General features: G+C 70.5%; 20 protein-coding genes. 9 read left to right on the forward strand and 11 right to left on the reverse strand.

What is annotated here, in order from left to right; genetic code table 11:
- Positions 1-199 precede the first annotated feature (199 nt).
- From B073_RS0114610 to B073_RS0114625, 4 genes are all read right to left on the reverse strand, one after another.
- A complete protein-coding gene (locus tag B073_RS0114610; protein ID WP_018538831.1) occupies positions 200-901 on the reverse strand; it encodes a demethylmenaquinone methyltransferase in 702 nt (233 codons plus the stop codon).
- Positions 902-1,811: 910 nt separating this feature from the next.
- Positions 1,812-2,507 (reverse strand): imidazolonepropionase-like domain-containing protein, encoded by a 696-nt coding sequence (locus B073_RS0114615; RefSeq protein ID WP_018538832.1) that lies wholly within the window; start codon positions 2,505-2,507, stop codon positions 1,812-1,814.
- Between the two features lie 14 nt (positions 2,508-2,521).
- Positions 2,522-3,733 (reverse strand): cyclic dehypoxanthinyl futalosine synthase, encoded by a 1,212-nt coding sequence (gene mqnC / locus B073_RS0114620; protein WP_018538833.1) that lies wholly within the window; start codon positions 3,731-3,733, stop codon positions 2,522-2,524.
- Between the two features lie 176 nt (positions 3,734-3,909).
- On the reverse strand, positions 3,910-6,021 hold the full coding sequence (locus B073_RS0114625) for a serine/threonine-protein kinase (RefSeq protein WP_018538834.1): 2,112 nt from the start codon (positions 6,019-6,021) through the stop codon (positions 3,910-3,912).
- Positions 6,022-6,330: 309 nt separating this feature from the next.
- Here B073_RS0114625 and B073_RS0114630 point away from each other — a divergent pair, with 309 nt between their 5' ends.
- Positions 6,331-7,344, forward strand: a complete 1,014-nt coding sequence (locus B073_RS0114630) for an alpha/beta hydrolase (RefSeq protein ID WP_018538835.1) — start codon at positions 6,331-6,333, stop codon at positions 7,342-7,344.
- A 42-nt stretch (positions 7,345-7,386) separates the two neighbouring features.
- Here B073_RS0114630 and B073_RS0114635 read toward each other — a convergent pair whose 3' ends face one another.
- Complete coding sequence (locus B073_RS0114635) at positions 7,387-8,295, reverse strand: menaquinone biosynthesis protein (RefSeq protein WP_051094004.1); 909 nt, start codon at positions 8,293-8,295, stop codon at positions 7,387-7,389.
- Positions 8,296-8,545: 250 nt separating this feature from the next.
- Between B073_RS0114635 and B073_RS0114640 the strand changes: the two genes are divergently transcribed.
- From B073_RS0114640 to B073_RS0114650, 3 genes are all read left to right on the forward strand, one after another.
- Positions 8,546-8,749: a cold-shock protein gene (locus tag B073_RS0114640; protein WP_003984261.1), complete on the forward strand. Its 204-nt coding sequence runs from the start codon at positions 8,546-8,548 to the stop codon at positions 8,747-8,749.
- Positions 8,750-9,410: 661 nt separating this feature from the next.
- The gene (locus B073_RS46365; RefSeq protein WP_158690127.1) at positions 9,411-9,548 is read left to right on the forward strand and encodes a hypothetical protein; all 138 of its coding nucleotides are present in this window, start codon (positions 9,411-9,413) and stop codon (positions 9,546-9,548) included.
- A gap of 18 nt (positions 9,549-9,566) precedes the next feature.
- A complete protein-coding gene (locus B073_RS0114650; protein WP_018538837.1) occupies positions 9,567-9,878 on the forward strand; it encodes a hypothetical protein in 312 nt (103 codons plus the stop codon).
- Positions 9,879-10,053: 175 nt separating this feature from the next.
- Here the strand turns inward: B073_RS0114650 and B073_RS0114655 are convergent, their stop codons facing one another.
- On the reverse strand, positions 10,054-11,985 hold the full coding sequence (locus B073_RS0114655) for an AMP-dependent synthetase/ligase (protein WP_026247373.1): 1,932 nt from the start codon (positions 11,983-11,985) through the stop codon (positions 10,054-10,056).
- Between the two features lie 694 nt (positions 11,986-12,679).
- Complete coding sequence (locus tag B073_RS0114665) at positions 12,680-13,336, reverse strand: TetR/AcrR family transcriptional regulator (protein WP_018538840.1); 657 nt, start codon at positions 13,334-13,336, stop codon at positions 12,680-12,682.
- Between the two features lie 206 nt (positions 13,337-13,542).
- Here B073_RS0114665 and B073_RS39975 point away from each other — a divergent pair, with 206 nt between their 5' ends.
- Positions 13,543-14,451 (forward strand): alpha/beta fold hydrolase, encoded by a 909-nt coding sequence (locus B073_RS39975; RefSeq protein WP_018538841.1) that lies wholly within the window; start codon positions 13,543-13,545, stop codon positions 14,449-14,451.
- A 387-nt stretch (positions 14,452-14,838) separates the two neighbouring features.
- On the opposite strand, the gene B073_RS0114680 is transcribed toward B073_RS39975, so the two are convergent.
- The 3 genes from B073_RS0114680 to B073_RS0114695 all read right to left on the reverse strand — a co-directional run bounded on the left by B073_RS0114680 (position 14,839) and on the right by B073_RS0114695 (position 17,043).
- Complete coding sequence (locus B073_RS0114680; protein ID WP_018538843.1) at positions 14,839-15,075, reverse strand: hypothetical protein; 237 nt, start codon at positions 15,073-15,075, stop codon at positions 14,839-14,841.
- A 202-nt stretch (positions 15,076-15,277) separates the two neighbouring features.
- Entirely contained in the window at positions 15,278-15,664 is a 387-nt protein-coding gene (locus tag B073_RS0114690; RefSeq protein WP_234025078.1) for an ATP-binding protein, read from the reverse strand.
- A gap of 176 nt (positions 15,665-15,840) precedes the next feature.
- A complete protein-coding gene (locus tag B073_RS0114695; RefSeq protein WP_199788147.1) occupies positions 15,841-17,043 on the reverse strand; it encodes a helix-turn-helix domain-containing protein in 1,203 nt (400 codons plus the stop codon).
- A gap of 119 nt (positions 17,044-17,162) precedes the next feature.
- Between B073_RS0114695 and B073_RS0114700 the strand changes: the two genes are divergently transcribed.
- Positions 17,163-17,660 (forward strand): NUDIX domain-containing protein, encoded by a 498-nt coding sequence (locus tag B073_RS0114700; RefSeq protein WP_018538847.1) that lies wholly within the window; start codon positions 17,163-17,165, stop codon positions 17,658-17,660.
- Positions 17,661-17,690: 30 nt separating this feature from the next.
- On the opposite strand, the gene B073_RS0114705 is transcribed toward B073_RS0114700, so the two are convergent.
- Positions 17,691-18,005 carry a hypothetical protein gene (locus tag B073_RS0114705; RefSeq protein ID WP_158690128.1) on the reverse strand — a complete coding sequence of 105 codons (315 nt, stop codon included), beginning with the start codon at positions 18,003-18,005 and terminating at the stop codon, positions 17,691-17,693.
- A gap of 609 nt (positions 18,006-18,614) precedes the next feature.
- Here B073_RS0114705 and B073_RS0114710 point away from each other — a divergent pair.
- The 3 genes from B073_RS0114710 (at position 18,615) to B073_RS0114720 (ending at position 21,309) form a co-directional block, all read left to right on the forward strand.
- Positions 18,615-19,088 (forward strand): hypothetical protein, encoded by a 474-nt coding sequence (locus tag B073_RS0114710; RefSeq protein WP_158690129.1) that lies wholly within the window; start codon positions 18,615-18,617, stop codon positions 19,086-19,088.
- Between the two features lie 413 nt (positions 19,089-19,501).
- On the forward strand, positions 19,502-20,419 hold the full coding sequence (locus B073_RS0114715; RefSeq protein ID WP_051094006.1) for an ABC transporter ATP-binding protein: 918 nt from the start codon (positions 19,502-19,504) through the stop codon (positions 20,417-20,419).
- The gene (locus tag B073_RS0114720; RefSeq protein ID WP_018538851.1) at positions 20,416-21,309 is read left to right on the forward strand and encodes an ABC transporter permease; all 894 of its coding nucleotides are present in this window, start codon (positions 20,416-20,418) and stop codon (positions 21,307-21,309) included. Before B073_RS0114715 ends, B073_RS0114720 begins: the two co-directional genes overlap by 4 nt.
- The last annotated feature ends 53 nt before the right edge of the window (positions 21,310-21,362 follow it).

Below are 21,362 nucleotides of genomic sequence, written 5' to 3' on the forward strand. Positions count from 1 at the left end.
AGTGAACTGGCTCAGTGAACGGGCTCAGTGAACGGGCCCCGCCACCGGGCCACCATCGGTCCACTGCGGCATCCGGCAACAGGTGAAGCGGCAACAGGTGAAGGGCCCGCCCCCGACGGTTTTTGCCGTCGGGGGCGGGCCCTTCACCTACAGCCGGGGCTCCGGCCCCTGCCCCCCCCGTCCCGGCTCCAGCCCCTGATCAGCCCTCGACCGGCTTGGTGCCCCGGTGCAGCGCCACGACCCCACCGGACAGGTTGCGCCAGGCGACCTCGGTCCAGCCCGCGCCCTGGAGCCGGGCGGCCAGCTCAGGCTGGTTGGGCCAGGTGCGGATGGACTCCGCGAGGTAGACGTACGCCTCCGGGTTGCTGCTGACCGCACGCGCGACCGGCGGCAGCGCCCGCATCAGGTACTCGGCGTAGACGGTCCGGAACGGCTCCCAGGTCGGCTCGCTGAACTCGCAGATCACCACCCGCCCACCGGGCTTGGTGACGCGGTACAACTCGGCCAGCGCGACATCGGTGTCCTGGATGTTCCGCAGCCCGAAGGAGATGGTGACGGCGTCGAACACCCCGTCCGCGAACGGCAGCCGCATCCCGTCCCCCGCCGCGAACGGCAGCCACGGGCGCCGCTTCTTGCCCTCCTGCAGCATCCCGACCGAGAAGTCGCACGGCACGACGTACGCCCCGGTCCGCGCGAACGGCAGCGACGACGTGCCCGTCCCGGCCGCAAGGTCGAGCACCCGCTCGGCGGGCCGCGCGGCCACCGCACGATCCACCGCCTTGCGCCAGAGCCGCGCCTGGCCCAGGGAGAGCACGTCGTTGGTGAGGTCGTACCGCGCCGCCACGTCGTCGAACATCGCGGCGACTTCGTTCGGCTGCTTGTCCAGGGATGCTCGGGTCACCGGGCCATTGTCCACCGTGCACCACCGAAGCCAGGCACCGGGCACCGGCCCCAAGCCCCGGCCGACCCAAGCCAACCCGACCGACCCGGCCGCCGGCCCCAGGCCCCGGCCGACCCGGCCAACCCAAGCCAAGTGGGACGGAGCCTGGGGCCGGTGTGCGCCGCGGTCTGGGGCCGGCGTGGGGCGGGACGCCTCGCCAGACGCGGGCGGCCCGTCGAGCGCGGGCCCGACCTCGGCGAAACCGGGGCACGTCTTTGCCGGGGCAGGTCTTTGGTCGGGGCAGGTCTTTGGTCGGGGACGGCCGTCATGCCCCCCTCTGACATTCCGGGTGGTCGAGCGGCACGTAACGCGTCGTGACGATCGGCGCGTAACGCATCGTGAGCAGCCGGGCGACGGCCGTCCCCGCAACCAAGATCCTGCCGGGCTGAATCCACTGTTCCGTTTCTGTTGACACCGCCCTGACGCGTGGTCGACCGGCCCTGACGAGTTCTTGACGGGGCGGCCCTGGCGAGTTCTTGGCGGGCGTGGAAGCGGGTGGAGGCGGGGCGGGGTGACGGGCTCGGTTCCGCACGGGGGGCCACGGGGGGCATCGGGGTGAACGTGCAGTTCAGGGCAGCGATCGGGCCACCCCCCGCGAGCCCCAGGCGCCCACAGCCGGGCCGCATTCCACGGGCCCCAGGCGCCCACGACCGGCCCCAGGCGCCCACGATCGGTCGCGTTCCGCTGGGCTCAGGCGCTCGTGGCCGGGTCGCGTTCCACTGGGCCTCAGGCGCTTGTGGCCGGGTCGTGCGTGCCTGTTGTGTGTGCCTTGGGCCGCCTGCCTCCTTCCTCTTTCGGCAACGATTACGGAGCGTGAGAAGTTCCGGGTTCGTTACGGAGTGTAGTTGAGAGGTGGGCGCGGCGTCAGGGGTCAGCGGCGGCGGTGGACAAGGCGGCCGGAGAGGACGGTGGCCAGGCAGGTGCCGTCCGGGGCGAAGACGGCGAAGTCGGCCGGGGCGCCGGGGGCGAGGGCCACGGAGGTGGACAGGGGCGCCTCGGTCTCTTCCAGGTGGTCGGTCTGGCGGAGGCCGGAGCGCTGGACGGCGGTGCGGACCGCGGGGCGGGTGAAGGGGCCCGCCAGGGAAGTGGTACCGGCGGCCAGGAGGCGCTGGAGGCCGCGGCGGGCGCTGGCGCCCCAGCGGGTCTCGGTCATCGGCAGGGCGGCCAGCGCCGCGCCGGTCAGCGGCTCCGTGCCCAGTTCGGCGGCCTCGCGCGGGTCGGGGTGGTAGGCGGCCTCCAGCAGTGCCGCGCCGTCCGGTTCGTGGCGTCCGGGCGTGAGGATGCCGTCCCACTCCCGGACCCGGATGCTCGGCCGGGCTCCCGGCTCCGCGCCGGCAGGCGGAGCGTCCGTCCCGCAGCCGCCCGATGCGTACGCAGCATTCGCTCCGTAGGCGCCCCTCTCGGAGGCACCCGTTCCATAGGCCGTCCCGTAGGCCGCCAGTAGTTCCTCGTAGGGGCCGATGGCGGCCAGGCGGTCGCCGTCGACGAGGACCGCGTAGCCGGGGAGCGGCTCGGTGTCCTCGGCGCGGGTGAGCCGGACGGCCCGGACCCGGTGGAGCGTCAGCATCCGTGCGCCGGTGGTCAGTTGGCCTCGACGAAGGTCAGCTCGGGGTGGGCGGTGCCTCCCTCGATGGCCGTCGAGGACAGGTGCGAGACGACGCGGTCGTCGACCGGGTCGTCGGCCGGGTCGTCGTGCACGACCAGGTGCTCGTACGTCGTGGCGCGCTGCGCCGGGACCCGGCCCGCCTTGCGGATCAGGTCGATGATCTCCAGGCGGTTGGAGCGGTGCTTGGCGCCGGCGGAGGAGACGACGTTCTCCTCCAGCATGATCGAGCCGAGGTCGTCGGCACCGTAGTGCAGCGACAGCTGGCCGATCTCCTTGCCGGTGGTCAGCCAGGAGCCCTGGATGTGGGCGACGTTGTCGAGGAAGAGGCGCGCGATGGCGATCATGCGCAGGTACTCGAAGAGGGTGGCCTGCGTGCGGCCCTTCAGGTGGTTGTTCTCCGGCTGGTAGGTGTACGGGATGAAGGCGCGGAAGCCGCCCGTACGGTCCTGGACGTCGCGGATCATCCGCAGGTGCTCGATGCGCTCGGCGTTGGTCTCGCCGGTGCCCATCAGCATCGTGGACGTCGACTCCACGCCCAGCTTGTGGGCGGCCTCCATGATTTCCAGCCAGCGCTCGCCGGACTCCTTCAGCGGCGCGATGGCCTTGCGGGGCCGGGCGGGGAGGAGTTCGGCGCCGGCGCCGGCGAAGGAGTCCAGGCCCGCGGCGTGGATGCGCGAGATCGCCTCCTCGACGGACACCTTGGAGATCCGGGCCATGTGCTCGATCTCGGACGCGCCGAGAGAGTGGATGACCAGCTGGGGGAATTCCTTCTTGATGGCCGAGAAGTGCTTCTCGTAGTACTCGACGCCGTAGTCCGGGTGGTGGCCGCCCTGGAACATGATCTGGGTGCCGCCCAGCTCGACGGTCTCCGCGCAGCGCCGCAGGATGTCGTCGAGGTCGCGGGTCCAGCCCTTCGCGGTGTCCTTGGGCGCGGCGTAGAAGGCGCAGAACTTGCAGGCCGTCACGCAGACGTTGGTGTAGTTGATGTTGCGCTCGATGATGTACGTCGCGATGTGCTCGGTACCGGCGTAACGGCGGCGGCGGACGGCGTCGGCGGCCTGGCCCAGCGCGTGCAGCGGCGCGGAGCGGTAGAGGTCGAGCGCCTCCTCCGGCGTGATGCGGCCGCCCTGCGCGGCGCGGTCGAGTACGGCTGTGACGTCAGACTTGAGGTCGGCGTTCTCGGTCACCGGGCGTCCCTTTCGGAGGCGGACAGACAGCAAGCGCACGGAGCACTCAAGGACTCAACCAGCCTACGCCAGGGGTCCGACAGCGCCGGTGGGGGCCGGTCCGTGGGCGGACGGCCGGTCCGCCGGGCCCGCCGCTCCGGTCCGCCGACCCCTGTGGCCCCCTCGCGGCCCGCCCCTCAGCCGCCGCTTCTCTTCAGGGTCGCCTTCGGGGTGCCGCCCCGTTTGTCGTCCGAGGCGAAGGTGAGCGTGCCGTCCCTGCCGAGGGTGTACGTCACGGTGGAGGTGTTGCCCGTGCAGCCCGGCCCCTGATCGCCGTCGGGGCTCTCCTGGAGGACGAGGGCGTTGCCGGTGGCCGACAGCAGCTTCGCCTTGGCCTGGCAGCGCAGCAGCACCACGTCGTAGGTCGTCCGCACGACGACGTCGCCCTTCTCGCCGGCCTTGATGACGCTGGTCATGGTGCCGTTGGGGATCCCGTTGGCCATGGTGACGGTGCCGTTCCAGGTGCCGAGGAAGCCCTTGGGGACGCGGTTGCCGGCGGCCGGGGCGGTGGTGCCGGCGGGTGGGGTGTGCCCGGACGGCGGCTGGGCGGTACTGCCGCCGCCCTCCGGCCCGTTGAGGACGGCGAAGAACACCGCGGTAGTGGTGGCGACCGCCAGCGCGCCCGCCACGGAGAGCACCAGCGTGCAGCTCATCCTCCGGGGGCGCTCCTTGCCTCCGAGCGCACCGGAGAGGGCGATCCGCCGTTCCTTGGGGGCGCGGCCGTCCGCCGGGGGCGGGGCCGAGTCGGACAGGGGTCCCGGTAGTGCCGCCGCTCCGGACGGGGTTCCCGGGGCCGCGGCCGAGCCGGTCGGCAGGTCGGCGAGGCCGGAGGCGGACGCGGAACCGGCCCCGGAGGGGGACGCGAGTGGTGGCACTGCCGGTACTGGCAGTACTGCCGGTACGGACGGGGGTGCGGGCGGCGGCGGAGGGCTGGCCCCGGTGTGCGGTACGCCGGCCGCCGGCCAGGCGGACGGCGCGCCCGCGCCCGCCCCGGCCCCCGTGCCCGTCTCCGCGTCGGCGTCGCTGCCCCGACCCGCGCCTGCGCCTGCTCCCGCTCCCGCTCCCGGCCCCGAATCCGTCTCCGGCCCCACGCTCTGCGCCGGCGTGTCGAACGGGATCAGCCCGGACACCGCCCCGTACGACGAATCCGGCGCCCCGAAAGCCCCACCAGTCCCGAACGTCCCACCAGCCCCGGCCGCCGTTCCGGCCCCAGCCACCCGAGGCTCCACGACTCCAGCCGCCCCAGGCTCCACGATTCCGGCCCCGGCCGCCCCGGACCCCGGCGCCGCCCCGTCCGCGCCCCCACCACCCGGACCGGCGACGCCCCCGTCACCGCCCGCCTCCGCATCCAGATTCAGCAGCGCCACCGCCTGGCGGCTGACCTGTTCGACGAGGGGGCCCGGCAGCCAGCCGGCACGGACCAGGCCGGCCGCACCGTCGCTGCCGCCCCCGGCGAGCCGCGCCGCGACCTCTTCCGGGGCGGGCCGCCGCGCCGGGTCCTTCGCCAGGCAGGCGGCCACCAACTCCCTTAGCTCGCCGGTGAGTTCCGGACCGAGTTCGGGTTCCTCGTGCACCACCTTGTAGAGCAGCGCGGCGGACGAGTCCCCGGTGAACGGCGCGGTCCCCGTTGCCGCGAACGCCAGGACCGCGCCCAGGGAGAAGACGTCGGCGGCCGCCTCCGCCCCCTTGCCGAGGATCTGCTCGGGCGCCATGTAGCCGGGCGAGCCGACCGAGACCCCGGTGGAGGTCAGTGCGGCAGTGCCGTCCGTGGCCCGCGCGATCCCGAAGTCGATCAGCAGCGGCCCGTCCAGCGTCAGCAGCACGTTGGAGGGTTTGACGTCCCGGTGGACGAGGCCCAGCGCGTGCACCGCGAGGAGCGCCTCGGCCAGTCCGGCGCCCAGGGCCCGTACGGAGTGGCCGGCGAGCGGGCCGTGGCCGGCGACCGCGCGGGACAGGGCGGGGCCGGCGACGTAGCCGGTGGCGACCCAGGGGACGGGGGCGTCGGGGTCGGCGTCCAGGACGGGCGCGGTCCAGGTGCCGCCGACCCGTCGTGCCGAGGCGACCTCGCGGCGGAAACGGGCCCGGAACTGGCCGTCGGCGGCGTACTGGGCGTGCACCGCCTTGACCGCCACGGTCCGCCCGCCGGCGCTGCGCCCCAGGTAGACGCGGCCCATGCCGCCCGCGCCCAGACGGCCGAGCAGCCGGTAGCCGCCCAGGGCCCGCGGGTCCTCGTCGGTCAGCGGTTCCATGGCGCCCTCCCCCTCCTGACGGCGGCCCCAGCTTATGACCCAGGTCATGCGGCGTTCCCGAAACCCTGGACCCCCCTTTCCTCATCAAACAGGGCGTAAACCCACCATCCGCCCCCATGGCCACCGGCCCAGGGCCCGTCCATCGGGAGAACGCCCGTGTCTCACGCCCCCGGGGAGCGCCCGTACGACCCTTGCCAGGAGGTCCGGGGCGGCCGCCGCGGCCTGCGGAGCCGCGCCCGCCTCCTGGGACGCGGCCGTTCCGCCCGGCGCACGCGGGAGCGTGGACCGGCCTCCCGGCCCCGGTGGCGGATGTCCTTCCTCACCGGCCTGGTGGCCGTGGCCGGCCTCTGCGCCTACCCGGCCGTGAAGTACCTGGACGTGCTGAACGACACCGGGGAGCCGATGTCGTTCAGCCGGGCGCTGCCGGACGGTGCCACGGGCCCGGCGGGGCCGGCCGCGGCCGATCCCGCGGTCCGGATGCCGACCGGTCCGCAGGCCGCGTTCCGTACGGCGGCCACGCTCGACGACGGCACGAAGATCGGCGTCACCACCCTGCACGGCAAGAAGTCCGGCTTCACCGGCAAGGTGTGGATCTGGGCGCCGAAGGAGTACTACGAGGAGCGCTACCGGAACAGCGCCTTCCCGGTCCTGATCGCCCTGCCGGGCAGCTACGGCTACCCCGCCAACTACTGGGCGGCCACCGGCCACAAGCTGCAGCGGACCGTCACCGATCTGGTGGCGCTGGGCCGCAGCAAGCCGTTCATCGTCGTGATGCCGGTCCTGAACGCCGGTAAGCGCTACTACGACGGCAGTGACATCCCCGGGCTGCCGAAGATGGGCACCTGGATGTCCGACGACGTCCCGGACCTGGTCAAGGCCAACTTCCGGACGTTCACCAGCCGCGACGGCTGGGCGTTCATGGGGTCCTCGTCCGGTGGTTTCGTGGCGCTGAAGCAGGTTCTGCAGCACCCGGACCGGTTCAAGGCGGTGATCGCCAGCGGCCCGGACACCCGCCCGGACTCGCCGCTGTGGCGCGGCCACCGGGCGGAGATGCGGGCCAACAACCCGGAGTGGCTGGCGCAGCGCCTGGCCGCCACCCCCGGTGCCCCCGACGTCTATGTGCAGTTCCAGATCGGGACGCGGGAGGGCGGCCGGGCCAATCTGGAGCGCTTCGTCCAGCGGTACGCCAAGGGGCCGGTCCATGCCCGGCTGCATGTCATCGAGGACGGCGGCCACAACGCCCGCAGCTATCTCCGCGGGATGCGGGACGTGAGCCTGGAGGCCCTCAGCAAGGTCCTCCGCGGCCCGACGCCGGCGCCGTAGGCCGTAGGCGGCCGGTGGGGCCCGGCCGCCGTCCGCGGGGCGCTAGGACCGCGCCCCGGCGCCCGCCGCCAGCAGTTCGACCCGGACATCGGCCGGGAAGCCGGTGGTGGGGCCCACCCGCCGGGCGAACTCGGTGACGCCGCGCAGCTGGTCCGGCCCGAAGCGGAAGTCCAGCGTGGTGAAGTACCGCTCCAGCAGTTCCTGGTCGAAGTGCTCCCAGCGGGCGGCCTGCTCGGCGACCTTGCCGACCTCCTCCAGCGACAGGTCGCGGGAGGCCAGGAACGCCTCGTGCACCTGCTGCACCAGCGCCGGCTCGCGCTCCAGGTAGTCGCGGCGGGCCGCCCAGACCGCGAAGACGAACGGCAGTCCCGTCCAGTCCTTCCACATCCGGCCGAGGTCGTGGACGTCCAGACCGAGCTTGGGCGCGTCGTGCAGGTTGGCGCGGAGCGCGGCGTCGCCGATCAGGACGGCCGCGTCGGCCTCCTGCATCATCAGCCCGAGGTCGGGCGGGCAGGTGAAGTAGTCGGGCCGTACCCCGATCTTCTCGGCGAGCAGCAGCTGTGCCAGGCGGACGGAGGTCCGGGAGGTCGAGCCGAGGGCGACGCGGGCGCCGTCCAGCTGGTCCAGCGGCTTCTGCGAGACGATCACGCAGGACATGACCGGGCCGTCGCAGCCGACCGCGAGGTCGGGGAAGGCGACGAGGTCGTCGGCGGCCCGCAGGAATTCGACGAGCGTGATCGGCGCGATGTCGAGTTCCCCGCGCACCAGCCGCTCGCTGAGCTTCTCGGGGGTGTCCTTGGTGAGGTCCAGGTCGAGGAGGGCGCCCGTACGGGCCAGGCCCCAGTAAAGGGGCAGGCAGTTCAGGAACTGGATGTGGCCCACTCGCGGCCGGCTGCGACGGTGGTCTGCGTCGGCGGCCGCGGGTGCGTCTCCAAAGGTTGAATTGTCCACATGCGGAGGCTAGACCCGTCGGTCCCGGTGCCGGACGCCGGGGGCCCGCTGTGGACTTTTCCGCCCCGAGCCAAACGTGATCTTTAGCTCTTCCACCTTCGGAGCACACCATGCTAGGCTCAGGCCAAGTTGCAGTTTGGTTTCCCTTGCAGTACAGAGCCTGCGGAGCATGTGACCCGCAGGCTTTTGTAGTTTTCAGACTTCTTTGCAGGTTCTGGAGCAGGGCAACCCTTTGGCCCAAGGAGGGCTTATGGCTACCGGAACCGTCAAGTGGTTCAACGCTGAAAAGGGCTTCGGCTTCATCGCCCAGGACGGCGGCGGCCCGGATGTCTTCGTCCACTACTCGGCGATCAACGCCTCTGGTTTCCGCTCGCTTGAGGAGAACCAGCAGGTGAACTTCGACGTCACGCAGGGTCCGAAGGGCCCGCAGGCGGAGAACGTTACGCCGGTCTGAGTTGCCCGCTCCGGTCTTTCTCCTCTGATCGACCGGTAGCACCCAAGGAGCCCCCCTCCGCCTTCGGGCGGGGAGTGGGGCTCCTGCCTTTTTGTACAGCCTTTCGTACAGCCGGCCGCTGGGCGGCATTTCCGCCGGCCCGCGGCCCGGGAAAATGAATACCAGGTGAATACTCCCGCGGTTCCCGGGCATGGGGCGGCGCGCGGACCCGGAGCGCCCGCCGCCCGGCGCCGCCCCCTTCCGGCCAGGGCGGTCGCCCCGGGGCTCGTCGGCGAACGTCCGGTGCCGGGAAGGGCGCAGGAAATTCCCGGACCGGCGGCGCCCCGGAAATCCCCGGACATCGGCGGGGAGACCGGGAAGAGGGAAGAGAGTTTGCGCGGGCATTAGCGCGATTCACCGACTCGGAAAATCCGTGCAATTCACGGCGGAGTCCGCTCGCGCGGGCGCCGGGCCGGCCCACGCCACCGCCCTGGCCTGCGGACTCCCCGTGCCGCGCGGCCCGCCGTGCCCCGGAACCGGCATCCGCTCGGCGAATTCGGACGCGGCCGGAAAAACCGGACCGGAGGGATGCCGGAAGGCTCTGCCCGACGGGAGCGAAGTCGCCGGATCTGATCACGGAAAGTGGTCGCATGACCACATGGCAGGTTCTACCGTGGGCAGAATGAGCGAGAACATGCCTCCGCAGAAGCCATGTCCGGACTGCGGTGGCGCGGGGACCGTCGAGTGGGAGACCCCCGGCGGCCACAAGGTCACCACGCAGTGCTCCGGCTGCGCCGGCACCGGAACCGTCCTGGCATAGAGGAGGCGGACGCAGACCATGGCGGCCTTCAGCGCAAGCGGCAAGCCGGTGGGCCTGGACGCGCAGTACGTCGGCAGACTCCCGTGCGCCGTCTGCGGGTTGCGGCCGATGAAGCTGCCCGGCCGGGAGGGTGGCGTGTGCATTCCCTGCTATGCGGAGGAGCGGGCGGCGGCGGGGCGGCGGGCCGCGACGGCCGGGTCGTGGGTGGCGGCGAGCTTCGTCGGCGATCCGTGTCTGGCGTGCGGTTCGCGGTCCGTGGACGCCAACGGGTGGGCGTTCTGGTGCAATTCCTGCCATATGCAGACGGCGGTGGCGCTGCCGCCGCGGTGAGCCGGGGCAGCGGCCCGGCCCCGGGCGCCCGCGAGAGGCGCGGCACGGCGCGGCACGCACGGCACGGCAAGGAAGGCCCCGTGCCACCTCCCCCACAGAGGTGACACGGGGGTTCCAGTCTGACGTGCGCAGGGCCCCGGCTCCAGAGCCGGAGTCACTGCCTTTCGTAAAGGGGTCACTCCCTTTCGTAAAGGCGCGTGATCTCCCGGGCGAAGTCGCGGGCGACGGCGGCGCGGCGGAGTTTGAGGGACGGCGTGAGGTGACCGCTCTGCTCGGTGAACCCGGCGGGCAGGACGGCGAAGCGGCGGATGGACTCGGCGCGGGAGACCAGCTTGTTGGCGTCGTCGACGGCGTGCTGGAGGTCGGCGAGCAGGCGCTCGTCGTGGACGAGTTCGGCGAGCGGGACGTCGCCCTTCTTGGTCATCTGGCGCCAGTGGGCGAGGCCGTCGGGTTCCAGGGTGAGCAGGGCGGTGACGTAGGGGCGGTTGTCGCCGACGACCATGCACTGGTCTATGAGGGGGTGGGCGCGGAGGCGGTCCTCCAGGGGCGCGGGGGCGACGTTCTTGCCGCCGCTGGTCACGATGATCTCCTTCTTGCGGCCGGTGATGGTGAGGTAACCGTCGGCGTCGAGGGCGCCGAGATCGCCGGTGGCCAGCCAGCCGTCCCGGTCGGCGGCGGGCCGGACGGTGCCGGCGGCGGCGTCCCAGTAGCCGGAGAAGACGTGCGCGCCGCGGAGCAGGACCTCGCCGTCGTCGGCGATCCGGACGGCGCTGCCGGGGAGCGGCCAGCCGACCGTGCCGATGCGGGGGCGCAGGGGCGGGGTGACGGTGGACGCGGCGGTGGTCTCGGTCAGGCCGTAGCCCTCGAAGATCTCGATGCCGGCGCCGGAGTAGAAGGCGGCGAGGCGGTGGCCGAGCGGTGAGCCGCCGCAGATCGCGTAGCGGACGCGGCCGCCGAGGGCGGCGCGGATCCGGCGGTAGACGAGCGGGTCGTAGAGCTTGCGGGCGGCCTTGAGGGCGACGCCGGGGCCGGGGCCCGTCCCGTGTTCCCGGGCCTCGACGGCCTCCCCGTAGGCGCGGGCGATACGGACGGCGCGGTCGAAGGAGGCAGCCCGGCCCATCTTCTCGGCGGTGGCGCGGGCGGTGTTGAAGACCTTCTCCAGGACGTAGGGGATGGCGAGCAGGAAGGTGGGCCGGAAGGCGGCGAGGTCGGCGAGGAGGTCGTCGGTCCGGATGCTGGGGGCGTGGCCGAGGCGGACCCGGGCGCGCAGACAGCCGATGGCGACCATGCGGCCGAAGACGTGCGACAGGGGGAGGAAGAGGAGGGTGGCGGCGGGCTCCTCGCTGACAGAGGTGAAGACGGGGTGGAGGAGGGCGATGGCGTTGTCGATCTCGGCGAAGAAGTTGGCGTGGGTGAGGGCGCAGCCCTTGGGGTTGCCGGTGGTGCCGGAGGTGTAGACGAGGGTGGCCAGGACGTGGGGGGCGAGGGTGGCGCGGCGTTCGTCGACGCTCTCGTCGGGGAGGTCCCGGCCGGCGTCGACGAGTTGGGCGATGGCGCCGGTGCTGAACTGCCACAGGTGGTCGAGGGCGGGCAGTGCGCCGCGGATCTGGCTGATCAGGCGGGCCTCGTCGACGCTCTCGACGGCGCAGGCGCGGGCCGTCGAGTCGTGCAGGATCCACTGTGCCTGGTGGGCGGAGGAGGTCGGGTAGAGGGGGACGGTGACCAGGCCGGCGGCCCAGGCGGCGAAGTCGAGGAGGGTCCAGTCGTAGGTGGTGCGGGCCATGATGGCGAGCCGGTCGCCCGGGCGGAGGCCGTGCGCGATCAGGCCCTTGGCGACGGCGCGGACCTCGGCGGCGAACTCGGCGGCGGTGACGTCGCGCCAGGTGCCGTCGGGGCGCTTGCGGGAGAGAACGGTCTCGTGCGGGGCCTCGGTGGCGTTGGTGAAGGGGATGTCGGCCAGCGAGCCGGTGCGGACGGGTGGGGCGAGCGGGGGGACGGAGACCTCGCGGACGGTGCCGTCGGTCAATGTCCTTAGGGGTTCGGTGAGTTGTGGAGTGTGGGTGTGGGTGGCGGGGGTGTGCGGGGGTGCGCTGGGGTGGTTGAACACGAGCGGCTCCTTGCATCCCACGTGGTGGTTGCGGTGGGTTCCTGTTCCGCCGGACCCGGGGCGGATCTGGGTTGCTCGCCGTGGCGGCGGGGTGGGTGTTTGTGGCCACCCCACGTTGTCGGCTGTGCGCGCCGTGTCGGCTGGGGTGCTCTCGCCTACGGCTTGTGGGTGGGGTCGGAGGGGCTGCCCCGGAGCCCGTCCTCGGTGCGGGCGCATCTGGTCCGTAGATGAGGAATGCCGCGGCGTTCGCTCCAGATCCTGCGGGCGGGCTCCGGGACAGCCCCTCCGACCTGGCCGGCGCGCGGCTTTCCCGCCGTCCCGGTGACGGTCGGCTACGTGGTCGTCCCCTGAGATGGGGTGGCCGGGTGCGGTCCGGTGGGGTGCGGAGGCGGGCGGTTGCGTGGGGCGCCCCTGGGGGGCGGCCGGGTGCGGGCCAGTGGGGGTGCGACGCAGAGGTGGTCTCGGCCGGGGCCGGCTCTCTGCGGGAGCGCCGTGGCCCGGTGGCGGAGCGTGGCGAATGCGGCAAGGTGCCAGCCCCTTTCGGCACTGACCCGACGGTAACCTTACTGCGCGGTAAATGTACGCGCCGGTGCGGGACGAGCCAATGGTCTTGCACGGCATTCGTCTGCGGGCGGGGAAAATTGACGGGCCCCGGTCCCGGCGGCGAGGGGCGCGGGGGCGCCCGGCCGTCCTGTCAGGCGGGGGTCCAGCGTTCGCCGTGCATGCGGGGGCCCAGGCCGGACCAGGCGAAGTTCATCAGGGTGGTGGCCGCTTCCCTGGCCGCCCCGGGGGGCGAAATGCCGTCGGCGACGCTGACGTTGACCCAGTCGGCGAGTGATTCGGCGGCGCCGACGAGGGCGTGCGCCAGGCCCGCGACCTCGCGGTCGGCCAGTTCGCCGGCGCAGCCGGCCTCCTTCGCGGCGGCGGCGATCAGGTCGGTGACGAAGCGGACGATCTCCGCCCGCATCGCCGCCACTTCGGCCGCGAACGGCTCCCCCTGGGAGCGCGCCTGCTGGTGCAACACCGCCCAGCCGTCGGGGTGTTCGGCGGTGTGCGCGAAGAAACCGGTCAGGCCGCTCCAGAGCTGGCGGTCGGCGGCGGCGCCCTTCTCCACGGCCGCGGTGACGGCCGCCACCAGGGCCGCGGACTCCCGGCGGACGACCGCGCCGAAGAGGTCCTCCTTGGAGTTGAGGTAGAGGTAGACCAGCGGCTTGGAGACGCCGACCAGTTCGGCGATCTCGTCCATGGAGGCCGACCGGTAGCCGCGCCGTGCGAAGGTCCGCACCGCGGCGTCCATCATCTGCTGCTCCCGGACCGCCCGCGGCACCCGTTTGCCCTTGGCAGCACCCACCCTGAAGCCCCCTCCAGCGCCCACCCCTTTGCGGCAGTTACCGCAAAGTAAGTTTACGATCTTCGGTCGCCCCGGCCGACCGGTTGACACGATGTGAGCCATGACGAGACGATACGGTTCGTTGCGTCTGATGATCTCGGCCGCACACGTCCGCCACGCCCCTGGGAGGTCCGCACATGCCGCAGCAACACGGGAGCACGGAGGTCATGGAGCGCTTCGTCGACGCCGCTCCGGGGGTCCGGTTGTGGACCGAGCAGCGGGGACCCGTCGATGCGCCGCCGCTGTTGCTGGTGATGGGCGCGCAGGCGGCCGGTGTGGGCTGGCCGGAGCCGCTGGTGGACGCGCTGGCCGCGCGGCACCGGGTGATCCGCTACGACCACCGCGACACCGGCCGCTCCACCTGGTCGTTCGACGAGCAGCCGTACCGGATCGCGGACCTCGCGGGCGATGTGATCGCGGTGCTGGACGGGCTCGGCGTCGCCCGCGCGCATCTCGTGGGACTGTCGCTGGGCGGCATGCTGGTCCAGATGGTCCTCGCCGACCACCCGGACCGGCTGCTGAGCGCAACCCTGATGGGCACCTGCGCGCTGAGCACCGTCCCGTACACCCGGCCCAACGGTGCCACCGTCCCGGTGGCGGAGCTGCCGGGGATCGCGCCGGAGGTGCTGGAGATGTGGGCGGAGCCGGTGGTGGACCGCGGCGAGGAGGCCGAGATCGCGCGGCGGATCGCGCACTGGCGGGTGCTCGCCGGGGATCGGCTGCCGTTCGACGAGGAGTTCTACCGCGCTCTGGAGCGGCGGGTCATCGCACACACCGGGCACTACCGGGTGGGTACCGCCCATGGGCGCGCCGACAACGGCGGGATGCTGCGCACCGAGGAACTGGCGCGCAACGAGGTGCCCGCGCTGGTGGTCGCCGCCCCCGCCGAGCCGGTGTTCCCGCCGCCGCATCCGCAGCACCTCGCGCAGGCCGTCCGGGGCGCCGGGCTGGTCGAGATCCCGGGGATGGGGCACGCCCTGCCGCCGGCCGTGCACCGGCAGCTGGCGGACGCGATCCTGGCGCACACGGGGGCGGTGGACGAGGCGGTGCGCGGGGCGGCGCCGGCCGCCGGCTGAGCCGCGCCGGCGCGCAACGCGGCGCCCCCGCGGCCTCGTACGAGCCGCGGGGGCGTTGCGGTGTGGTGCGGGTGCGGGCCCCGGTGGTGTCAGGCCGCGGCGGGGGCCGGTTCGCGCACCCACAGCACCGCGTCAGGGTCGAACTCCACACCCTCGAACTCCCCGTCCTCCGACCTGTCCATTGCTTGAAGTCCCTTCACTGTTCGCTGGCAGAAGGCCGGCCACCCAGGCTCGCAGCGTGAACGCATGGCGACGGCCTCGGTAGCATCGGCTCCGGGGTCCGAACAGGGACTCCTAGCCGGACCACCCCCGCCCGGCCAAGGTTCGTGGGGTGATCCGGTCACAGATCTACGAGCCCGGCCGCGAGGGGCTGGGCAGCGCGCGTGCTCACTCCCGTACCGTCTTCGGAACGGCGTGGAAGAAGCAGGTGTGCACGGCGCGGAACAGCGTGTGCTGAGTACGCCCGGCATGCTTGAGCGCCCAGTCCTGCGGGCCGATCGGCTCCTCTGCCACGCCCGAGCTGGCGTCGCACGCGACGCACTCCATCTCGTACATCGGCACGCTGTTGGACGTCTCCAGCTTCAGCACCCAGTCCGCGAAGCGCCAGATCTTGGTGATCGCCATTACTGTCGCCTCCGTCCATCACGGCGCACGGCCAGCTCTTCCCCGGCGTCGATGCGGAGCGACGGCCCGTCCTTGAAGGTCAGCACGGCCAAAGGACGCCCCGACGAACGGACCCCGGACCGGACTCCCTTGACCTCTCGCCACCGGCCGCCGACGCACACCAAGTCGCCGCCGCGCACCTTCAACACAGACAACCGCGCCATCACGCGTCACCTCCGCTGGGGACCGCGATCACGGCCCACACTGCCTTCCCGACCCCGCCGTCCCGCACTTCCGTCCCCCAGCAGGCAGCCAGCGCGGCAACGATCGTCAGGCCCCGACCGCCGTAGACGTCGGGCATGCGCGGCTGCGGCCAGTTCTGAGCAGCGTCGTGCACCTCGATACGGATGCCTTGAGGCTCCCGGGAATACCGTGTCTCGATCTCCCGGCCACGGGAGACCCGCGTATGACGCACAGCGTTGGTCAGCAGCTCGGACAGCACCAGCAGGGCATCGTCGGCAACCACGGCCAGGCCCCAACGCTTGAGCACCTTGCGCAACTCGGCACGTGCCAGTGCGACGCAGCGCGGATGACGAGCCCAGCGGCTCACCACCGGCCGGCTCCCGGCCCCGGCTCTGCCCTTTCGGGCGACTGTTGCCCTACGATTCACCGTCGCTCACCGCCTTCCAGACGCCTACGGGACGTCGAACGGTGAGAAGGTAGGCCCCCAAACACGAGCGGACCCGGAAGAAAATTCCGGTCCGTCATTTTTTCTGCCGGGTCGCGCTACCCGATCGCCCCGAGGGAAACGGCGAGTTGCTGCGCATCCCGCCGCCGCGAGCGCTTGTGCAGCCTACGCGCCAGGTCCCGCGCGAACTCGTGCGCCCTCATCTGCTCCGGCGCGGTCGTGTAGGCCCGCTTCAGATTGTCCACCGCGTCATCGGTCCGGCCCGCTTCACCGTAGGCCCGAGCTACATCCAGTCGTAGCCGAGCCCTCCGCTCCTTGGGAAGCCCCACCGCCCGCACCCTGGGTGCTATGTCGACAGCCCGCTGGTAGTCCTCGAACTCAAGGGCAGTCGCAAGCCGATGGATACCCACGTTCGCCGGACCGAAGGCAGTCCACATCTCGTTGCCGTCGGCGCCCAGACGCTCAGCCGCTTCGTCCGCCTTGCCGATCATGTACGTGGTCAGCTCGCGATTCCTCATCCGAGCGGCAGCGATCGAGCCGTTGAGGAACAACGTTCCGTACAGGGAGAGCGCCACCGGCGAGGACCGCCACCACCCGCACTCCAAGTCATCGGCACTGTCCAGCGTGCTCTTCACCGCTTCCGCCGCCAGGTTGGCCCCGAGCTGCACATGAGCGATCCCCCGCCTCAAAGACAAGATGGCGGCGGTATCACCCGACTCCAGCGCCGCAATCTCACCCTGATCTGCGGCCGTCCACGCCAGGTTGGTCTCACCCAGCTTCCTCAGCAGCGCCGCCGCCACATGGCACGACAGCGCGAACAGCCGCTGCGCCTCACGACGCTCATCTCCCGACGCCCCCTCGTTCACCGCAGACCGCGCGTCAGCCAGCAAGCGGGGCAGCCGGTCTGCCAGAGCCGCGAACTCACCAGCCTGGTAAAGCTCCCACGCGGTTCCTACCTCGATCCCCAGAAGCTCCAGCCTCAGCGGCTCCCGGCCGGCGATCAGGGAACCGGCCAACCGCCGGGACTGCATGAGCGCGGCCCGAATAGCGGGCACACTGGCCGCGAACCCGTCGTTGTCCTCCAGGAGGACCGGCGTGCCTTGCAGGTCCTCAAGGTGCACCCGCAGTGCGTCAGCCAGATCCGCCAACACCTTGACGTTGTTCACGGGAATCCGGCCGGACTCGACTCGGTACACCCAGTCTTCGGACCGTCCCAGCAGCTCACCGAGTTGCCGCTGCTGCATGCCCCGGCGCTTCCGATAGAACTTCACGCGCTTGCCGAACTCAAGATGGACAGTCATGCCGCGCACGGCCGCGCTCCCCTCGCTCTGCCCCACCGAGTGTCACACGACGTGCACAACGAATGACAGGGCCCAAGGCATCTCTCACCCGCCAGGCGCCGGCCGCTAGGGTCGGCGACATGGCGGAGAACGAGCACGAACAGCGCATGGCAACCCCCCGGATGGCAGCGGGCGCGCTGTTCTTCGACGACCAGGACCAGGTCCTCTTGGTCAAGCCGTCCTACAAGCCGAAGTGGGAGATCCCGGGCGGCTACATCGAGCGTGGGGAGTCCCCTCTGGCCGCCTGCCGACGGGAAGTCGAGGAGGAGCTGGGCATCACTCCCGACATCGGACCGCTGCTGGTCATCGACTGGGCCCCGAGCGAGGCCGAGGGCGACAAGGTCCTTTACGTGTTCGACGGTGGGCAGTTGCAACCCAACGAGCTGGACGGGATCAAGCTCGCGCCCGACGAGCTGCTCGCGGCCGAGTTCCGCCCCGCAAGCCACCTCGATGAGCTGCTGATTCCCCGACTCGCGCGCCGCGTGAAGGCAGCGATGACAGCCCGAGGCCAGGCTTACACCGTGTACCTGGAACACGGTCAGCTGCCGGAGACCGAGCGCAACCACAGCGCCCACTAGGCCGCCCTAGGAGCAATACCGGGGGTGCCGTCAGCCTGGGCCGTCCACTTCCAACCGCTGTCCGGTCACCTCGCCGTCAGGGGTCAGGGCGAACCGGGTGGGGTCCATCAGCGTCGTGGCGCTAGCCGGCATGCCGTACGCCTTCATCGTGAAGTCCTCCGCCTTACCCATGTGCACGTATGCTTCGGCGGCTTCGCTCCACGAGTTGACCCGCACCCGCACCGACCAGCCCTCCACCTGCTGTTTCTCCCGCCACGGCCCCCAGCTGCCTTCCGGCAGCAGCCCCGCGCCCCGGCCCGAGAACGCGTACCAGCCCGCGAGGCCAAGCAGGAGCACGACGGCCACGAGCGGTAACGCGATCGACCGACGGCGGATACGAGTGAGAGACACAGCGGATCCCTTCACGATTCGAGGCGAGGGCTTCGACGCAGTCGAAGATGGCATCTGGCCGGGCCACGTTCCCCGGGAGCCGAAGCGCCTCGAATGCCAACGCCGCACCGGCCATGGCCGCGCAGGTCGGCCCGAGTCGGTGCCAGATCGACCCCGTGTGTTCAAGCGATGTTGGCCACGAGGGAGGCGTTCGCGCACGCCTCACTCGGCGGCCAGAGCGCCAGATGGGCCGATCGACCGCGACGATCGGCGATAGAGACAACCAGGCGCCCGTTAAATTCAACTGAATTTGAAACTACTTGACCCAAAGATGCGGGAAGTTGGCGAAACTTTGGGGCCAGTATCGGACATGTCCCTCAATATGACCCTGTCGTGATCTTGATCACGATGAGAGGTTTTGAATCTTGCTTGGGAAATGACTTAACGTGGCGTCAGCTCGCCCGGCCCGACCAAGCCGAGTGGCCGGGCTAAGAACCAGGGGGAGAAGGAACCGGGGGCCGTTCAGTTTCCACGCCAAGCGGCGTACCCGTATGCCCTCTCCCCCCGTCTACAGGGGAAGTGTACGTGAAGCACAACCACATCCGTATAGCCGCTGCTACCGCTATGGCCGCTGTCGCCTTCGGCATTGCCGCCCCCGCCGCGAACGCTGCCGAGGTGCACCGCACCGCCGCTACCGTCTCTGCGGCAGAGCTCGCTGCGCTGAAGGCTGCGAACCCGGCGTCCGCCACCAACGGCGAGGCATCGATCACGCCGGAGCAGCTCGCCGAGATGACCGCGCTCGCGAAGGCCGCGGAGGCTAAGCAGGGCGACGAGCACCGCGTCAAGAGGGCTGCGGGCGGCAAGTTCGGCAACATCATCAACCTGTTGAAGAAGTCGCCGGGTCTGATGAAGGCGGCCGTGAACGCCGCGAAGAAGGGTGCTCGCTCCTTCGAAGGCTGGGTCAGCAGCCTCTCCAACTGGAACCCGGTCAAGTGGGCCATCAAGGCCACCCCCGAGTGGGCCATGTACCAGCTTATTGACTACCTTGCCCACATGTAATCTGGGGCATTTGTCCATAACCCTTTCCTTTCGAGGGGCACTTGCGCTAGCGCGGTTCGCCACTCTGGGTGGATTCGGGTTTCGGATCAGCAATTCCAGATAGCCCCTTCCGGAAGTTCCGGGAGGGGCTCATTTAGCATGGAGGTGAAAGTGAATGAAAAAAACTCGCGAGCAGATCGTCTCTGACAACATGTGGGGATCTTCTGCACTTTTCTGCATGGCCGCCTTTGTGGCGTTCGTCCTTATTCGCACCGAACCCGCAGTGCGAGTTGGGTGGATTCTGTACTTCGTTGGCTGGGTGCCCTCGATCTGCATGGCGGCATGGTGTGCAGTGCGACGTAAGTCGCCAGGCGTTGGAGGGGTATTCGCTTTCACCCTCCTTGCGCTATTTGGGTTGCTGTCCTGGTTGACTCATGGATGAGGCGAACCATGGATCGGAGTTGCTTCGTGCGTGCAATCTGACCAAGGACTTCCGGGGCCGCCGTGTACTCTCCGGAGTCTCCCTGGAACTTCTCCCGGGAACGGTGACCGGCTTTCTGGGGGCGAACGGAGCCGGTAAGACCACAGCCATCCGTATGATGCTCGGGTTGCTTCCGGGAGGCGGTGAAACCTCCTTCATAGGGCGGCCACTGCGCGCATGGCGCGACCCCGCGCGGGTTGTCGGAGCGGCCCTGGGGGGAGTTTCCGGCCATCCCAAACACACGGTGCGCGCGCATCTTCACATGGTGGCTGCTGGCATCGGCGTTCCGAATGACCGTGTAGATGAGGTGTTGGACCGGGTCGGGATGCGGGAGGCTGGAACGCTGCATCTCGGGCGACTCTCGCTGGGGATGGCGCAGCGCATCGGCATCGCGCAGGCCCTGCTCGGAGACCCGCGCATACTGATCCTCGACGAACCCGCCAACGGGCTCGACCCGCACTCCATTCACTGGCTCAGGAATCTTCTCCGTGAATTGGCCAACGAGGGGCGGGCTGTCCTGATTTCCAGTCATCAGCTTGCGGAATTGGGTCAGTTGGTCGATGACTTTGTCGTACTTGCGCGCGGACAAGTGGTAACCAGGAAAGCCATTGGGGATCTTGCCGATACTGTTCAAAACAGGGTCACGCTCCAAAGTCCAGCCCTTGAACGTCTACGGCCCCTGGTGGAACAGAAGGGTGGCGTGCTCCACGTTGCTTCCGAGGGGCATGCTGACATCACCGGACTGACCCGGTTCCAGGTCGGGGATCTCGCGGCTGAGCACTCTGTCCCTCTCCACTGGCTGGTGGAGAATCCGCCCTCGCTGGAGGATTTCTATCTGTCCGTTGCCGAGCAGGAGTTCAAGGCGCAATGAGGACCAACGAGTCCGCCGATACAGCTAACATCCAGGATCCCGCAGTCTCAGACGTTCTCCTGACGGGAAGTGCGCTCGGCCGTGCGCTGAGATTCGAGTGCCTGAAGCTTAGGGGGCTACGGTCCACCTGGATTGTCCTAGCGGTCCTGATGGCTTTCAGCCTCCTGAACGGCGTGCTGTTGCCTACAGAAGCTTCCGCACCGAAGGGCGGAGGCGAGGCATCACTCGACGTTGCACGGCTCGTGCAAACACTTGAGTTCGACCCAGCCGCCATGCAAGTCCCGCTAAGTGCCTGGCTATTGGTTTTCGTCTTTGGGACTGGATCAGTCACCTCCGAGTTCGCGTACCGGATGGCGCGGACAACGTGGCTGACCGTCAGCAGTCGGCGGGAAGCGTACGCGGCGAAGCTCATCGTTGGAGCGGCCGGTGCTCTGGTGGCAACGGCACTGAGTCTGGCTTTGAGTGCTGCAACAGGTGCTCTGGCTCTGTCCATCGTCGGGATGGCTCAACCTGACTGGTCGGCTGCCCTTGTCCCGCTGCTGCGGTACCTGGCTGTCATGGCATGCCTGCCCGCATTGGCGGTCGGCTTGGCCGCCCTGATACGGAGCCGCGTAGCGTCAGCCCTGGCTCTCACTTTGTGGCCGCTCTTCATTGAGCGGATCACCGGCTTCGCTGTCGAGCGAATCCCTGGTGTCGGCGACGTGTCGAGTTCGCTCCCGTTCGCAGCAGCTCGGGCTGCGATGAGCGGCACTGCGGGCGTCGATGATTTCACCATGGCGTTGATCGGAAGCGAGCTGTCGCCCGGAGTCGCCTTGTCGGTGTTCTGCGCGTACGCCGGCGCTGTCGCGTGGTGCGGATGGCTGGTATACCGGCGCCGAGAGGCCCCGTAAAGCGCCTGACGTTCCAGCCCAATTGACGGGCACCGTTGATAACCCCTTGATCC

Source organism: Streptomyces sp. MspMP-M5 (assembly GCF_000373585.1).
Classification (GTDB): domain Bacteria; phylum Actinomycetota; class Actinomycetes; order Streptomycetales; family Streptomycetaceae; genus Streptomyces.

Excerpts from the sequence above, each read along its gene's own strand:
- B073_RS0114650 (WP_018538837.1), top strand. The coding sequence starts at position 9,567 with ATGGCGGCCTTCAGCGCAAGCGGCAAGCCGGTGGGCCTGGACGCGCAG.
- B073_RS39975 (WP_018538841.1), top strand. The coding sequence starts at position 13,543 with ATGGAGCGCTTCGTCGACGCCGCTCCGGGGGTCCGGTTGTGGACCGAG.
- B073_RS0114680 (WP_018538843.1), bottom strand. The coding sequence starts at position 15,075 with ATGGCGATCACCAAGATCTGGCGCTTCGCGGACTGGGTGCTGAAGCTG.
- B073_RS0114625 (WP_018538834.1), bottom strand. The coding sequence starts at position 6,021 with ATGGAACCGCTGACCGACGAGGACCCGCGGGCCCTGGGCGGCTACCGG.
- B073_RS0114715 (WP_051094006.1), top strand. The coding sequence starts at position 19,502 with ATGGATGAGGCGAACCATGGATCGGAGTTGCTTCGTGCGTGCAATCTG.
- B073_RS0114640 (WP_003984261.1), top strand. The coding sequence starts at position 8,546 with ATGGCTACCGGAACCGTCAAGTGGTTCAACGCTGAAAAGGGCTTCGGC.
- B073_RS0114615 (WP_018538832.1), bottom strand. The coding sequence starts at position 2,507 with ATGCTGACGCTCCACCGGGTCCGGGCCGTCCGGCTCACCCGCGCCGAG.
- B073_RS0114700 (WP_018538847.1), top strand. The coding sequence starts at position 17,163 with ATGGCGGAGAACGAGCACGAACAGCGCATGGCAACCCCCCGGATGGCA.
- B073_RS46365 (WP_158690127.1), top strand. The coding sequence starts at position 9,411 with ATGAGCGAGAACATGCCTCCGCAGAAGCCATGTCCGGACTGCGGTGGC.
- B073_RS0114695 (WP_199788147.1), bottom strand. The coding sequence starts at position 17,043 with ATGACTGTCCATCTTGAGTTCGGCAAGCGCGTGAAGTTCTATCGGAAG.
- B073_RS0114630 (WP_018538835.1), top strand. The coding sequence starts at position 6,331 with ATGTCCTTCCTCACCGGCCTGGTGGCCGTGGCCGGCCTCTGCGCCTAC.
- B073_RS0114720 (WP_018538851.1), top strand. The coding sequence starts at position 20,416 with ATGAGGACCAACGAGTCCGCCGATACAGCTAACATCCAGGATCCCGCA.